The 16,868-nt window shown below is 38.8% G+C and carries 8 protein-coding genes and 1 pseudogene; all 9 read left to right on the plus strand.

Annotated elements, in window-relative coordinates; translation table 11 throughout:
* Nucleotides 1-243 (plus strand): annotated as a pseudogene (locus BM243_RS15330) (AAA family ATPase); the annotation flags it as partial.
* 539 nt (nucleotides 244-782) lie between these two features.
* Nucleotides 783-2,330: a BRCT domain-containing protein gene (locus tag BM243_RS06375; protein WP_074911559.1), complete on the plus strand. Its 1,548-nt coding sequence runs from the start codon at nucleotides 783-785 to the stop codon at nucleotides 2,328-2,330.
* 190 nt (nucleotides 2,331-2,520) lie between these two features.
* Nucleotides 2,521-5,640, plus strand: coding sequence for a DEAD/DEAH box helicase (locus BM243_RS06380; RefSeq protein ID WP_074911749.1), 3,120 nt, complete (start codon nucleotides 2,521-2,523; stop codon nucleotides 5,638-5,640).
* A gap of 2 nt (nucleotides 5,641-5,642) precedes the next feature.
* Nucleotides 5,643-10,223, plus strand: coding sequence for a sacsin N-terminal ATP-binding-like domain-containing protein (locus tag BM243_RS06385; protein WP_074911561.1), 4,581 nt, complete (start codon nucleotides 5,643-5,645; stop codon nucleotides 10,221-10,223).
* A gap of 45 nt (nucleotides 10,224-10,268) precedes the next feature.
* On the plus strand, nucleotides 10,269-11,351 hold the full coding sequence (locus tag BM243_RS06390) for a radical SAM/SPASM domain-containing protein (protein ID WP_074911563.1): 1,083 nt from the start codon (nucleotides 10,269-10,271) through the stop codon (nucleotides 11,349-11,351).
* A 2-nt stretch (nucleotides 11,352-11,353) separates the two neighbouring features.
* Nucleotides 11,354-12,121, plus strand: a complete 768-nt coding sequence (locus tag BM243_RS06395; RefSeq protein ID WP_074911565.1) for a hypothetical protein — start codon at nucleotides 11,354-11,356, stop codon at nucleotides 12,119-12,121.
* A gap of 87 nt (nucleotides 12,122-12,208) precedes the next feature.
* Nucleotides 12,209-13,246 carry a hypothetical protein gene (locus BM243_RS06400; protein ID WP_074911566.1) on the plus strand — a complete coding sequence of 346 codons (1,038 nt, stop codon included), beginning with the start codon at nucleotides 12,209-12,211 and terminating at the stop codon, nucleotides 13,244-13,246.
* An 80-nt stretch (nucleotides 13,247-13,326) separates the two neighbouring features.
* The gene (locus tag BM243_RS06405; RefSeq protein ID WP_074911568.1) at nucleotides 13,327-15,582 is read left to right on the plus strand and encodes an AAA family ATPase; all 2,256 of its coding nucleotides are present in this window, start codon (nucleotides 13,327-13,329) and stop codon (nucleotides 15,580-15,582) included.
* The gene (locus BM243_RS06410; protein WP_074911569.1) at nucleotides 15,579-16,820 is read left to right on the plus strand and encodes an McrC family protein; all 1,242 of its coding nucleotides are present in this window, start codon (nucleotides 15,579-15,581) and stop codon (nucleotides 16,818-16,820) included. The genes BM243_RS06405 and BM243_RS06410 overlap by 4 nt, the downstream gene beginning before the upstream one ends.
* The last annotated feature ends 48 nt before the right edge of the window (nucleotides 16,821-16,868 follow it).

Genomic DNA, 16,868 nt, shown 5'->3' on the forward strand with positions numbered 1-16,868 from the left:
AAGATACAACCTATGGATCATTCCCAAGTACGCGAGTACTTGAGGTGTCACCTAAATTACGCAGGAACCGACCGAGATATCTTTACGGATGAGGCGATTGAGATAATTTACCGGTTCTCAGGAGGCTCTTCCAGACTCGTAAACAAGGTATGTACCAGTTCTCTCATCTATGGATACCAGAATGGGAAAAGAATTATCGATGACCATATGGTAAAGATCGTAATCAATGGAGAATTAAGCTAAAACAAATGGCAAGCCTATCAAGCTTGCCATTTCTACCAGCAATTTATGGACAGTAAACACCGTCAGTTTCTGGACATTATAAAAAGTCATTAACACTTACTGATTCTTAGCCTGGAATCAGCAGGAGTTTTTCTTATGCCTCAATATAAATGATAGGAACAGATTTTGACGGAAATACGAGACAGATGATTGAAGAGAGTGGGTATCTAACAATGCATATACGCACTCAATTTTTTTGAATTCAATGTATTCGTTTACGAAAAGTGTAAATGCCTTAGCCTTACTACATAGATAACGCTGCTCATTATAAACTAGAGTGACTTTAAAAAAAGTTAATAATAGTATTTTTCTCTTTTAGAACAAAACCAACTGTACTGAAAAGTGGATATTGGATTTGATAGAGTAAGTATATCAAACCGATTTGGGAGTTCATTTTAAGTTTACGTCTATTACCCGCAGAATGATGTGAAGAGAACTTGTCTGTTGATTCATTTGTTTGAAGCAATGATAGACCTATTGGGATTTGAGGAGGTGGAATTATGTCTTACAGAAGAAGAGTTACGGAAACAATAGTGATTTGTAACGATGATGAGAAGATAAAGAAGGTCGTTCATGGAGTTAAAGAATATCTCCGGGATATTTTCAATAACGTTAAGATTGAGTCTCTAGATGGATTTGAACTTGATTTACGATGCGATGAGTTGATTCTAAAGTTAGGCTTACCTGATGATAGCTTTCAAGGTGAGGAGCTTGAGTTTGACCTTAAATCTAAAGATCCTGACAAAATCATTCATATTATTCAAGATCTTGAATTCTATAGAGATCTTAATATCGAAATGAGCTATAGTGGTGACTTTTTTTATGGTCATCCTTATGGCGTAGATAGGATGGCTTCATTACTCGAGGGCAGTTATAACCACAAGGTTAAGTACCTGGCCAATGAATACCTTGATTCTGAACATCACATCTATCAATATGATGAGTCTGAAGGAAATATAATAAGTGGTGTTATAGCTCCTGTGGAGACACCTCTTCCGTTTCAGAAAAAGCTTTGGAATGTGGATGTGTGTAATGTATATTTTTGTTTCTCCAGTACAGTAAATGAAAAGGAAGTAAAAGAAATCCTAAGTCTAGAGAGTGAACTGAGGAATACCTTTGGACTGGAATTAGAACGAAAGCAGCATAGTAAATTAATAGAGTTTGAAATCCATGATCTCGGAATGTTCTATAGGCTCACCTATGAAGAGCTAATGGTATTAAAGGAGTATCTGCAGAAAATTGTCACTACAGCTCCAGAAAAGGTAAAAGCAGTGAATCTGAATCTCATTTTTGAAATGTCCGGAGAAAAAGATTCTTTTAGAGAAATTATGATTACACATGAAGGGGAAGGCGTTGTTCTAGGATATTATGGTCCTGAATCTAAGAAAGTAAGACCTTATCACAGCAAGATTAGCCAATTGTATCAGACTTTTGAGAATATATTCGGAAAGCGTGAGGATCGGCTTGTTGATTACTTAACACCAAATATTAAAAATGATGAAGTGCTAGTAGATGAGAATAACAAACCTTACTGCTCTAACAGAATTGGTATGGTTGATTTTAAAGACATAATATTTGTACTCACAGATTGCAACTACAGGAAGGAAGTCGCTCAGTTCATTTTGAAGAAACAGGGTATCATTAAGGACACCATAAACAAAAAGTCTCAAGTGCTGATATTCAATTCGATAGAAACAGTTAAATATAAAAAAGCCTTGGAATTAAAGGAAAGTGGTTGGAATATCCAACTGATTACTGAGGCGGATTTTATGGAAGAATACGGCATCGAACCTATAATAAATCAATATTCAGGTAAGACAGAGAAGCAAGCAGTGATTGAAGGTCTGGTGAATCTTTATGAAATCCAGGGAGGGGAAAACTTAGGTATTCCTAAAGTTCATTTTGAATACTATATGGGACATCTTCATTCGGAAATTCTAAGCTATTTACAGGAGCAAAAACTCATACTTCTTTCTAAAGGGATAATTGAGATTCTCGATCCAGAAGCCTTACGAAGTAGGATGATCAATCATCAGGGAGAAGATTAGTTATAGGGACGAGAATAGGACGTACCATTATTGGAGAAAGCAAGAGAACTCGTTTTTTCTGAAGATGAAATGGGTGTTTCTGTATTTGATCTAAAGATGAAAATACTTGGAGGTATGTCCTGTAGTATAGAACTTCCATTTTAATACAAATGAAGCAGATAGGGGAAATGAAAGGAGTTATTGATTAGTGATGGAACCAAGATTTGAAATTGGACAGAATGTGAAACTGGTGACTTCAGGCAAGATTGGCACAATCAATAAAGTGATTGAAGGACGTTCAGAATATGCATACAAGTTGATGATTGACGGAGCATCCAGAGTTTACGCTGAAAAATATCTTGAACCGCATGTAGATACTGAGAATGAAATCATAGAGAGTATAGAAGCAAAGTTATTTGGTGATGGCGATGATCTTGCGCTTTTTGAAACTTGGTTCAGACTGAAAAAACCAATAGAAGGAAATTTATACAGTTATCTTGGCAGCAGAACGCTTTTCAATCCTTACCAGTTCAAACCCCTTCTGAAGTTTATTTCTCCAAGTTCCGAAGAACGGCTATTCATTGCAGATGAAGTAGGTGTTGGTAAAACCATCGAAACTGGAATACTGCTTATGGAGCTTTTAGCCAGAGGGCGCATTGATCGCAATCAACCGGTTCTTATTGTATGTCCCAATGTACTCGGTCCCAAATGGATAAAGGAGATGGAAGAGCGTTTTAATTTGAAGTTCCACCTTCACGACAGCAGAAGTCTGGAGAATATGTTCAAGATATTCAATGAAAGCAAACACATGCAGAATCCATGGGGGATTGTCAGTATTCAGCTTTTAAGAACAGAAAAGTTCATGAAATACTTAGAGAAAATGGCTTCAGAAAGATTAGAGCCAATCTGGTCGCTGGTCATCGTAGATGAAGCCCATCACATGAGAAATAGTGGTACGGAAAGCAATCAGGTGGGTCATCTCATAAGTATGCTTACGCAGATGATGGTGATGCTCAGTGCCACGCCCCTGAACCTGAGAGATGAAGATCTCTTCAATCAAATGACGATCCTGAACCCTGCACTGTTTCCCGACAAGCAGACCTTTGAAGCGCTTATTGCACCAGTGAAATCTTTGAATAAGATCAGGAGACTCATCTCCATGAGAGATCCCGAAACGAAGGCTGAAGTGCTTCGTGAGATCCAAGCCATGGCTTCTGAGGGCATAGGTAAAGTCATTAGAAGCCATGAGGGCATAGTGGAACTTGAACATAGAATGATTACACATGATGAGCCCCTTAGCAGTGAAGAAGTGGCTTATTATGACCGAGTGCTCACTTCTCTTAGTCCATTAGACAGCTCCTTCACAAGAACTCTCAAAAGAGAATCGATGTCCCATCGCGTCACGAGAGAAGTCATAAAAGTTCCCGTTGAACTCACTGAAAGAGAGTACGCGTTCTATCTTAAAACAATAGATGCAGTTCAGGAAGCCTATCTCCAAAGAGGCGGGAACCCCATTGCACTAGGTTTTATTACAAATATGCCCATGAGAATGCTTACGAGTTCCATACCAGCGATGAATGATTATCTGAAGTGGGCAGTGGCGTATGATCAGATTGTTGAGGATGATCCTTTTGATGAGGAAGATGAAGATGAGGTCGTATCTCAGAACTTAAGCCCTGCGCTGAAGAAAATCTTCCTAGAGCTTATCTCTGAAAGCGAAAAACTTGCAGATGAAGATACCAAAATGGATAAGTTTGAGGAACTTGTAACTCGGATGATGGATGAACTGGAAAATAAGCAGATCATCGTGTTCTCTTTCTTTAGAAGAACCCTTAAATACCTAAAGGAAAGACTCCAAAAGATGGGCTATCGTGCCGAAATTATTTCAGGAGAAGTGCCACTGACCACAACCAATGGTGTAGAAGGGCGATATGAGATCATGGAGCGTTTTAAAAACAAGGAATTAGATGTGCTTTTGTCGAGTGAAGTAGGCGGAGAAGGACTGGACTTCCAGTTCTGTCAGGCGATGATCAACTATGACATGCCTTATAATCCCATGAAAGTGGAACAGCGTATCGGAAGACTGGATCGTTTCGGGCAATTGGCTGATAAAGTCATCATAGCCAATATGTACCTTAAAGATACGGTGGATGAGAAAATATATCATCTTCTCTATGATAGAATTCAGCTCATTGAAGACAGTGTTGGATTTATGGAACCCATCATTGGACAGCAACTGGCGGATCTTCAGAAAGGAATCTTTGAAAACTCACTAACGGAAGAGCAGATAGAGAAAAGAACCAGAGAAATTGAAAATGCCCTCGCCCAAGCAAAAATTGAGAATATGAAATTTGAAACCGGAAGATCAGAGCTGCTGGGGGAAGATAAAATATCTGATACCATTGCCAACATGACGACAACAGATTTTGTGAAACCTGTAGATTCCATGAGACTTACAAAGGTATTTCTTGAAGATCAGGAAGGATGTACTTTTACAGAGCTGGAAGAGGATTTCTGTGAGATTACAATAAGTCCTTCATTAGCTGTGGATATTGAAGAATATTCCAAACTTCCTGGCAGCGCCAATGCATTGGAGGAGCTGCATCCACTCTTAAAGAGAATGAAGAAGGTTCCTGTGGTGTTTAATGGACAAAAGTCACTGGAAAAACCTGGCGCTGTATTTTTACCTCCTACAGGGCACTGGATGAAATTTATTCTGAAGTATATGGAAGAGAATGAAAGAATCCTGAAAGTGTTTCAGATTAAGGGCACAAGCGCTGACTTTGAACTTCGTGAGTCAAAGTATCTGGTTCCAATCTTTGAAGTGGAATTTGATGGCTTCAGGAAAGAGCTGAATCTTTCAGCAGTTCCTCTAGACCTAGAATCAGAAGAAGTGCAGAAAGTTGATTATACAGCGTTTATGAGGATACTGGGACAAAAAGCATATGGGAAAAGTGCCATTGAAGTGGAGCCTTATGCACTAGAGGCTTACATGGATAGTGCACGTAATGCTCTTGAACGTCAAATGGAGCTAAAGCTGGAAGAGCTAAGGAAACAGAACAAATATATCATAGAGAGTAAAGTGAATTCCTTAAGAAAAGGTAATGAAGTGCGGCTGGAAAGATTGAAGAAGAGGCTGGATAATCACATCAGAACAGCGCAACGGACAGGAAGAAGTCCAAGTGAGGAATTCATACGCATGGTCAATGGACAAATAGAAAAGGATGAGAAGAGAACAATGGATAGAATTGACAAGCTTCAGGAGAAAAATGACCTGATACTTAGCGTTTCATTGGTGGGGATTGCACTGCTTATGATTGGAGATGAGTGATATTGGAGTTTAACATTAATTTAGAAGATGCCAAAAAGAAGGTGCTAGAAGATGTACGGCGCAGCACACCTGGTACAGAAGCAATAAAGAAGCTTCGTGTGGTACGAGAAAAAATGGACTGGGCGATTGAAGGGTATAGAAACTCCTTGACGATCCTCAGTGATACCACTTATGAGGATCGTAAGCACTTTCTTATGGAGCTTATTCAGAATGCGGATGATGCAGAGTACGGGGATCAAATTCCAGAAATTCATTTCTATATTACGGATGAAGGTCTGGAGCTGTTTTATAACGAAACAGGTTTTACCGTGGAAGACATCATTAGTATTACTGATACGGGTGCATCCACCAAAAAGACAAAGAAGAACAATGCATCAAGCTTTATCGGAGAAAAAGGAATCGGATTCAAGTCAGTCTTTGCCCTGGCTGAAACGGTAGAGATTCAAAGCGGGCCCTGGCATTTTATTCTTGGAAAGGATCAATGTATTGTACCTATAGCTGTTGAAGGTTCTGAAGCGATATCAGGTACAAGGCAGGTCATCCGCTTTACGGATCCTCATGTGACAGAAGAGATTCACAAGGAACTGCAAAGATATATCAGCGGAGAAGCAGAAACCTTCATCTACCTTCAGAAAATCTCGAAGTTCCTTCTCATTGATAAACGTGAAGGAAGTTATGAGGAAAATGGAGTTGAGATTATCCCAGCAGACCGTAGAGGAGATAGATTGACTCTTCGCCTTCTTAGTACTGGGGAAGAAAGAGAGTTCCTGCTTTACAGCGAGAATGTTCATTTCAGTCAAGAACTTGTATCTTCCAGATGGGAAAAGATTGGGAACAGTCTTGGCAGTGTGGACAGAAAAGTGGTGCTTGCAGCTGCCATGAGTGAGACGAAGCTAGAGGAGCAGGGCAGACTCTTCTGCTACCTGCCTACATCGGTTTCTCTTCCGATTCCTGTATATATGCAAGTAGATGGAGTTACAAAGGCAGACAGAGAAAGACTGCATGATCCACAAAACAATCCATGGAATGTACATTTGCTTGAAGAACTGCCAAGTATCATTGCCAGAGCGATTACCCACTGGTCCAAGACGGTGGATTCCGTGGAGAAGCTTTATAGACTGATCCCTACCATGGATGGAAACGATCAGCTGCAGCAGGTTTTTGGAAAGGCTAGAAAGGTACTTCGAGATCAGCCTTGGGTTAGAGTTCTTGGAGAAGAGTCTTTCTGGAGAAAGCCAGACTACATTATGGGGTTTCCTGATTATCTAAACAATCTGTTTCTGGAATACCCATTTTTGGTAGAAGAGTTCGATAACTATCTGAAGAAATATATCCTTCATCCAGAGTGGTATAGCCATCCACAACTTCGAAAAAAACTTGGAAGCTATGGTGTTACCATGGCAACGGATTCAAAGATTCTGAGTGCGTTGACGGATATTGGCCTTCCTTCTGAGTTATTGAGAGATAAAGAAAAACTCTTGAGTCTTTATGAGTTCATCATCGAGCTTCTTGATAATAAACACGCCGTGGTAAAAAATCCTGGAGAAAGTTATATGGAGCGCAAAATTGACTCCATCAGAACACTGAAAATCTTTCCGCTAGAAGGAAAGGGGTTCTCTGATGTAAGCGCTGATGAGGGGATTTATTATGTGCTTAGAGAAGACAAAAGCATCTTATCAGGAAACGCATTGTTGATAGACCGGTCTTACCTCAAGAATACTAAGTATTCAGAAGAAGAGTTTGAAGCGCTTTCGGAGGATGAAAAGCTGGATATGAGACTCTCAGAAACGCTTCTTTCACTGCTTAAGAAGCTCGGAATCCAAGAACTTTCTGACGAAATTGTGCTTTCAGATTTCATCGTTCCTGACTTAAAAAGTACGGCTATGTTTACTCCAGAAGATAGGTTTAAAAAGTTTTTTGCTCTTTTTGACTATTATAAAAATAAAATTACTTCACCAAGATTCAGCAAGAAACTCTTCGAAGGGATGGATGATGTTTGGCTTTATGGGCAGGATGGGCATCCTCATCAGCTGAAAAACCTTCTGATTCCAACGTTTGTGCGGATTTCAGCTACGGAAAGTATTTATGATCATTTTGGACTTCAAGAGATTCTTATCCTTCCCCACTACCGGACAAGAATAGAAGAGGATCGGGTACTGTTCCATGATTTTCTCCTAGAATGTGGAATCAGACATAAACCTATATTCCATTTTAAAAAAGAAGAATACAAGGACGTTGTCATTTTTAGGAGAGAAGACCGAGCCAGGTATGATTTATGGAGACAGAGAATCAAAAATGATTATACCTCATCAAACAGAGTCACAGTGGAGAGAGTTGAGCTTGATGAAGTGGACAGGAAAATCTTAAGCCAAGGTGAAGTTACAAAAGAGTATGAAAGATACTTGTATTCTCTATGGTTGGAAAACTTTAAGAAAAATGAAATCAATGACTACTCCTATTATTACAAGGGGACAGCATTTCCAGGGTATTTCCTGGTCAAATATATGCGAAATGAGAAAAGATGTGTACAGATTAAGGAGAATGATTGGTCGGGTGTAGATAAATCGGAGATACCTCTGATTAAATCTGATGGGAAAATAGTACGCTCTTCAGACGCGTTTATACTTCCAATTCTTAAGGATAAGAGACTCCATTATCTTTATGATTACCTAAATGGTGTTCACCGAGAAGAGGCTCATTATCCTCAGCTTTCCTATGAGAGTCTGTATCTGGAGACTCTGGAGGTGCCTCATATCACATATCATCATCTGGATGTATTATGGAAAGATATAAGTGAGAATCGGCATGAGGACATCATTGATTTCATTTCGCACCTGATAGACCTCAATATTGCCCATGATGAAATCCGGATACTCAATAAAAATACAGGTAGAATGATCAATCTGAGCAGATTCAAGCTTGGGAAAATCAGTTTGAATGAAGAGCCGCTGATTGAAGAACAGTATGGAGAAGCAGGTAAAAAGCTCGGAGAGCGCTATGGCCTTACAAAAGGAGGCACCATAGAATCTTATAAGGGCTTTGTCTTGGCAATGGTTCAGGATACGGTATGCAGTGATGCAACTCTGAAAGGATTTATGAGCCTTATTCAGGAGTGGGGTGGCTATAAGGCCAATGAGAAGATGACCATCATAGAAGAATTCAGCTCTATGGTGGAAGACAAGATCACACCAATTCTAGTTCTTGGTGATGTAGATCTTCATCAGACCTTCGAACGAAACCATATCCGAAGCATTCTGATTCCTGAAGAACTGATTAAATCAGATAAGAGTCTTCTGTATAAGGCAGCAGGAGAAATAGGATTCATCCTGCCTGATAGTTTTGGCAATCTTCAAATCAATGAAAAAGAAGTCCTCAGCAGTGGTTTTTATGAGAAGAGTGAGCAAGTTCTTCAGAGCTATGTGGAGCTTTTTGAGAAAAAGGAGATTGCAAGGCTAGACAGTAAGCTGAAACTGTTTGGTGGTATCAATAAAGTGCTTTCTCATGTGATACTAGGAACATCTGCTTATAGAGAGGAGAAAGGCTCAGGGATTTCTTATGAAGTGAAGCTGCCATATGTTTATTCATCTGAAAAGAAAATTGTTTTGAAGAAAACATCAAATGAATACGAAATTATCATGTATGTTCTTCTGATGGTGGAGTTCGCACCAAAAAGGAATATCGAACGGGATCTTCTGGAAATCAAAAGAGCTATAGAAAGAGAACAAAGAGCTTATGAAAATAGTGCTCGAGAGGCTCAAAAAAGTGATGAGTCGGAGAAGCATGAAAACTCAAAAAATGGAGCAGATGACTTCAATGGATACACTGAACAAGAAGTGGTGAAGGATAAAGAGAGAAATGATTTTAGAGATAAAACAGCGAAGAAAGAAGACATCGCGGTAATCCAGAATGTGAACACTCTGGTTTCTACTATGAAGGACAAACTTGCTGGAAGTGCTTCAAGCAGTGAAGAAAAAGGTCTTGCCAACTGGAGGTTGGGACCTGATCCAGACGAAGAGGAGAAAATACGAGAAACCCTTGTGGAGAAAATAGCATCCTCACTGGAGGAAGGACCTGAAGTGTACAAGAAAAAACTAAGTATTATCAAGAAGAAAAGAAAAGTTTATAAGGGCAAAGAACTGGATGAGGATGAAAAGCTGATCGACAGAGACAGTATTGAACCCAAGGCATTCCTAGAAGCTGAATATGACTGTAGATGCCAGGTCTGTGGAAATCAGATTATCTTTGATTCTGGGAAGAAGTGGATCAGCGTCTATCATATTCAGGAGAGAAAAGAAGGTGCATGGTTTTACGATAGACCATTCAATATTCTCGGGTTATGCCCCAACTGCTATACCATGGCAAAGTATAGTGGCAATAGAGATTTCAGCAAACTTTTAGATGAGGCTCAGAAAGTTCTGGAAGGCGACACCTTTGCTGAGTCAGTGGATAGCTTTGGCGGGGATTACTACCTTGTGGATGTGGTTCTGGACAACAAGGATTATCAGATGAAAATGAGTAAGGTGCATATGAACTACTTTGCTGCGTTGGTAGAGCTTGATGAGGATGAGGAGAAGCTGGTTTAAAACTATTTCTACTGTTAGAAAAGTAATGAGAAGGATGGATAGATCTTGAAGTACATCATTCACGATACAAAGTACCAATTCAAAACAGCATTCAATACCAAATCCGGAGCCTATGTTCGAACGGGTATTTTGGATGAAAAAGGAAAAGACACAGGAGAAGATCCCTTTATGGCTTCCTATCCTCATCTCATCGATGTTGGCATCATGGGGCATTGCGTTCATGGAAAGACAGGCCTATGTATAAAGGCAGGCATAGAGTGTTATCAAAATGGACTTTTTGTGGAGAAAGCCAACATGTCTGTGGATAATTTCAGAAATATTGCTGAGCAAAGCCGAGGACGATGCAATCAGCTGGCATTAGGCGGCAGAGGGGATCCAGATCAGCATGAGGCTTTTGAAGAGATTCTTAGAATTTCTGTTGAGAATCGTTTGGTGCCAAACTATACTACCTCTGGATATGGTATGAATGAAAGGATTGCGAAGCTTTCAAAGAAATACTGCGGTGCTGTTGCTGTAAGCTGGTACCGCAGTCCTTATACCATAAAAGCCATTGATACATTACTAGACGCTGGGGTAAAGACCAATGTCCACTATGTACTAGGAAAGCATACGATAGAGGAAGCCGTCGTAAGACTGAAGAATAGTGATTTCCCCAAAGGAATCAACGCTGTAATCTTTCTTCTTCATAAACCGGCAGGGCAAGGCACTGGAGAAAACGTGCTAGATGCTTATGATTCTAAGCTTGATGAGTTTTTTAGACTCATCGAGCATCCTCATCCTTTCAAAGTGGGGATGGACAGCTGCACAGTGCCTGGAGCGATTCAGAGATGCAAAAGAATTGTTCCAGAATCACTGGACACCTGTGAAGGAGGACGCTTCAGCTGCTATATCAGTGCAGAGATGAACATGGTGCCCTGCAGTTTTGATGTTAGGGGAAAGTATAGTGTTGACCTTAGAGAAATGACCATTGAAGAAGCCTGGAACAGCAATGCTTTTGAGAAGTTTAGAAGGATCTTAAAGAGTTCCTGTAAGCTTTGCTCCAAGAAATCCTTATGTCTCGGAGGGTGTCCACTGATGCCTGAGATTGTACTCTGTAATGATCAAATGCGAAGCATCGAGGGGGTTTAGAAATGAAATACCGAACAGATTTTGTGACGAACTCATCCAGTGCCAGTTATATTGTGGAGATTGACTGTATTCCATTAGAAGGAGATACTCAAACCATCCAGTTCCTGGTACATCCAGAAGAAGCATCTGGAATAGAGCTGCATATACCTAGTGATGAAGAAGGGTTTTATTATGGCGACAATGAAAAAAAGAGAATTTCCCAGATTAAGGATATAGAGGAACTGATGGGCATTCTTTATGAGAGACTTTATGTGGATGAGTTTTATCATGCAGATGAGGAGGAGTTCTTTGAGGACGACATTGTCTTCAAGCAGGAGGATTTGGACGAATATTTCAATTCTTGTAAGGAAGTGCTGATGAGTGAGTATCCAACGTTAAACAACCTTAATAGTGTTGCTGTCAAAAACATCAAGTATGGCAATGGAGATTCTGCATCATGGATTCCTTTTGAGGACAATCCAATCCTTGAAGATTACTATGAGAGGTATCATGCAGCAGATGCCAGTGGAAAAGAGGCCGTGTTTGCTGAGCTAAGAAACTACATTGACTCTGAACCGGTCATGGTATGGAAAGATCATGAAGGGGAGATGGACGGACCGCGGAAAATCATGTGGAATGATGATGAAGAGGGACTGGAAGGCTTTCTGAGTAAGTTTTTTCATGAAAGAGAACTAAATAGGATGTACTGGATGGCGTATCCAACAACTCGGTATGAACTGGATATGGGGACAGGAATGGTTGTTCAATCTGAGATTTTAACGCTTTTTTAAAGAGGATACTTGAGTATAAGTTACTTATGTTCTTTGGAGAAGCAGTTTGGAATAGCACATAAAATTACGTGAAGAAGGAGATAAAGTATGTCGTACTATAGATTTAACTCCGAAATTATAAAGGTGAAAAATGAAAATTTGAACACACTAGCTTTTTTAGAATCTGTACAAAGATATATTATGGATTTAATGAATGGGGTTAGGATTGAAAGTCTCGGAGAACTGTCTATTGATGTATATCTAGACGACTTACACATTTTGATTAATAAAGAGAAGAGTGGAACTAAAGAGTATAAGACAGAAATACGCGGTAATTGCAGGACTAAAGAAGTAGCTGAATATGCTCTTCAGAACATGAGAGAATATGAGAATATTACTCTCAATATGGAGTATGATGCTATGGCATTTTATTTCTATCCCTTCGGAATTGAGAGAATTTCTGCATTACTAAGTGATAAACTCTCTGAGTATGTGGTATATAAGTGCAAAGAGTTGACCGATGAAACTGCAAATCTTTATGTTTTTGAAAAGAGAAATGGGAAGCTTTATCATGGAATGGTAGCCCCTGGGGATATTGAAGAAGTCATGGAAGGAACCGTCTTCAATCTTGAGCGTTTTTATTTTTGGTATGAATTTGACAAAATAATAAGCCGTGAGAAGTATAATCGTATAAAGGAAATAACTACTATCCTCACAACAAGACAAGATATAAATTCTTATTTCGATGGTGTTTATGAAGTTGATGAGGGTATAGAAATAAGCGATTTAGTTATAACAAGGTATAATCGTAATGCAAATAATAAGTTCGAAGAAAGAAAATTAGTATACAGTTTAGAAGATATTATAGAGATTTTTCAGGTGCTTCATCAAGTTCATGATGAAATTAAGGATTATGTAGATGTAGTAAATCCTGAAATTACTTTTTCTTCACCAGTCAACGACGAGGATTATTATGTTGTGATGATAACAGCTGAGGATGAAAGATATATCGATTTAGGTGCATATAGCACCCAATCAGATAATGTGGTGCAGTATAAAAATGGCAGGGGAATAATGATTGAAATGATGGAAGATGTTGGAGAAGTGTATCTCCCTATGGAGAATATTGATTTTTTGGAAGAGTAGAATGCGAGTGCGTGTAAACTCAAATGGCTTAGAGAGACATAGATTAATCATTCATAAGGTAAAGGGGAAAAGTAAGTAGAATGCAGAAATTATTTATTGGAAAATTCACTGTTAAAACTCAGTATGAAAACAACTACTATAAAATTGACGATAAAAAGGATATGGGGGTATTCAGTACTCTAAGTGAGGGGGATTATGTATTACCAAGTCACGGCACTTTTGTGGGGAAACTGCTTAAATTCAAGGACTTTGAAGAAAAGCAAGGATCCATTCATGCAACCTTTGATGTGGTAAAAACATATCCGAAGGATCTTACCTACGCTGGCAATATCACCAACTGCAAATATTTTATTCCTGATATGAACCTTTGGAACAAAACAGTAAAATCCACAAAAGGATTGGGCTTTTTTGAAATCAGTCTTGAAGAAAACTGTCCTGAGATCCCTGACATTGATTTCGAGAATTCACAGAGAAAGTTCATTATTGTTCTTGAGGAAGCGATGAACTCACTAACATTTGTGAAGCCGCAGGATATCTGTATTATAATCAGCAGTCTGAAAGAGGGCAGAATTAAAGATATTCTTGAATATAACGGTAAATCCTTTGAAAGGCATGAAGCAACATGGACTCTTTATCAAGATAAAATCGAACATGGAAAATCGGAATACACACTCCATGAGCTTCTGGATTATGCAAAACCATCGAAAGACAATTCACCTAAAAAGTATAAATACATCCTCAGCCTTATAGGTGCTCTTGAATCAGAAAAGTATTTTATTGCTGATAATGCGGTAGCTCTCTACGATAATGTCATTGTGGGCAGAAAAAAGACCTATGTAAAACCAAAAACTGGAGTAAAGACTCCAGCTGATGTGGTTGATCCTGATGAGTCAAATGACCTTTCAGAGTATGAGACCTATGCGAAGCTCTTAGAGCTTAATCCTAACATCATACTTTATGGACCACCTGGTACTGGAAAGACCTATGGGGCTATGAAAATTATTGAAGCGTTTGAAGAGAAGTTAGGATACAAGTCGTCGTTTCATCAGGTGAAAGATGAAGGTAGACTAAGGTTTATTACTTTCCATCAAGCCTTTTCTTATGAAGAGTTTGTAGAAGGACTTCGTCCGGTTACAGATGAGGCAGGAAATATCAGGTACGATATCAAACCAGGAGTACTGAAAAGACTTGCGGAAGATTGCAGAGTAGAAGAGAAGAAGCAAAGTTTCCAGAAAGAAGCTTTAGCTCACACTACAGGAGAGAGTAAAGTATGGAAAGTTTCACTGGGAAGAAAAAATATTGAAGAAGATGTATATGATAGACTGAGGGATTTGAACCAGATTGCCATTGGATCTGCTCCAACTGAGAGTATTGAAGAATGGACCGATGAAGTTATTGATGGTGCAGATCCATCGGGGATGCTCAAAACTCTTCGAAGTAAAATGCAAATAGGAGATCTTGTCTTTATATTCAATTCTCTTAGAACCATTAGACTCATTGGCGTGGTAGTATCCGACTATCTTTATGTGGATGACGGTATTAAATACAGACATCGAAGGAAAGTAGAGTGGATCGGTAACTTTGAGAAGAATCCGGTGGATATTTATAATCTCAATCAGGAAAAGCAGATGACATTATCGTCCTTATACGAGCTAAAAATCTCCGCTGCAGATGCACTTAAGCTTATTGAAGATGAGGATGATGTGGAGACACCTGTAAAGCCTTATTATTTGATTATCGATGAGATCAACAGAGGGAATATTGCAAAGATATTTGGTGAGCTCATCACTTTGATCGAGAAAGACAAACGGGAAGTGCTTTCATGTCATTTACCCTACTCATCACAAGAGTTTACACTACCAAAGAATCTCTATATTATCGGGACAATGAATACAAGTGATAGATCTATTGCTCTTCTTGACACAGCACTCAGAAGAAGATTTGCGTTTGTGGAAGTGAACCCAGATCCTAAACTCATAGAAAGTGTGTCACCCACTGTTGGAGGCAATGTCTCACCATCTAAACTTCTTACTGCACTCAACCAGAGAATTGTAGAAAAGATAGACCGCGATCACAGAATCGGACACAGCTATTTTATGGGGGAAGATTTAATTACAAAAGAAGACCTTCACTATGTTTGGTATTACAAGATCATGCCTCTCCTAATGGAGTATTTTTACAATGATATTTCTCAAGTGGAGGATATTGTAGGAAGCAAGTTTATCAATAAAAAGACAGGCGAAATTGCCCTTCTAAGCCTAGCCCCCAATAACAATGGCATCTCAGAGTTTGAGAGTGCTCTTATGGATATTTATGGGAAGGAATTCCAAGGATGAAAAACTCAGTAATAACGATATTTGAGGACCGTGCAACGAAAGTATCATTGAGTCAGGAACAAATTCATGATCTTGATCAAATGCGCTCTATCATTGGAAAGCGTAATCTTAGATTGGATATGGATGGTTCCTTGCAGATTATGCATTATGTGGGGTTTATCTCTAAGGGGAATACATGTGTACAGATATTGCCTAAAATCTATGAGAAAAGCGGGATTTCAAACGATGAAGAGATAAAAGAATCCATGGCTGTTCTATATAAAATGATCAGGTATTCATCATTTAATAAGGTGCTACAGCTGCCAGAAAAGATTGATTCCAAGTTATTGGAACAGGATCTCTTAGAGATATTTATTGAGATTTTTGCTGATAAAGTTTTTTGGACATATTCATCAAGAATGCATCGAGAGTATATTGAGATTGATGAGAACTCCTCAATTATTAGAGGGAAAATAAAAGTACCCGAGACGATTAGAGAGAATCTCATTAGAAAAGACAAACATTTCATCAGCTATCAGAGTTTTGAACAGGACAATGTCATTAATAATGTAGTAAAAACAGTAATACTGAGATTATTAAGCGTTTCAAAGAGTAAGGCAATAAGAGCGAAACTTAAGAAAGCCCTGCTTTTTCTTGAAGATGCTAGAAAAATTGATCTGTCCCTAAATCTTCTGAACTCTGTAAGATTTACCAGGCTAAACAAAGACTTTAAAACAGTTTACGAAATGGGGAGGATGTTCTTTCTGAACCTTCAACCACAGAATTATGAAGGGGAGGAGTCTGTATTCTCCTTTTTGGTACCCGTTAACGAGCTGTTTGAACAGTATCTTTATAAGCTCTTTCAAGAAAACGGTAAATATCAGGTACGGTATCAGAATAAACATCGATTTGCATATTCTGATTCGGGAGATTCTTTGATGATGGTTAGACCGGATATTATACTGGAAAAAGACGGTAAAACAGCTGTTGTCGTAGATGCGAAGTATAAAAATCCTGGTTATGAAAATGGAACGTATAAAAATATTAATAGTTCTGATTTGTATCAGGTATATGCATATTCAAGAATCTATGGGGTGGATAAAGTTGCACTAATCTACCCATCATTTGATGAAGTTCAACCTATTAAACAGACAATTGTGCTTAAAGATGTTCAAGGAGAATATCAGGTGTTTGTTCACTCTGTGGATTTGAAAAGTGATCCTTTAAGTACTTCATTAGAAATCTCTAAATTGCTATGAATATTTTCTTGGACAACATGAAAAATAGAAAGTCATGGTTTTTGTATT

The organism is Proteiniclasticum ruminis (genome assembly GCF_900115135.1).
GTDB classification, from domain to species: Bacteria; Bacillota; Clostridia; order Clostridiales; family Clostridiaceae; genus Proteiniclasticum; species Proteiniclasticum ruminis_A.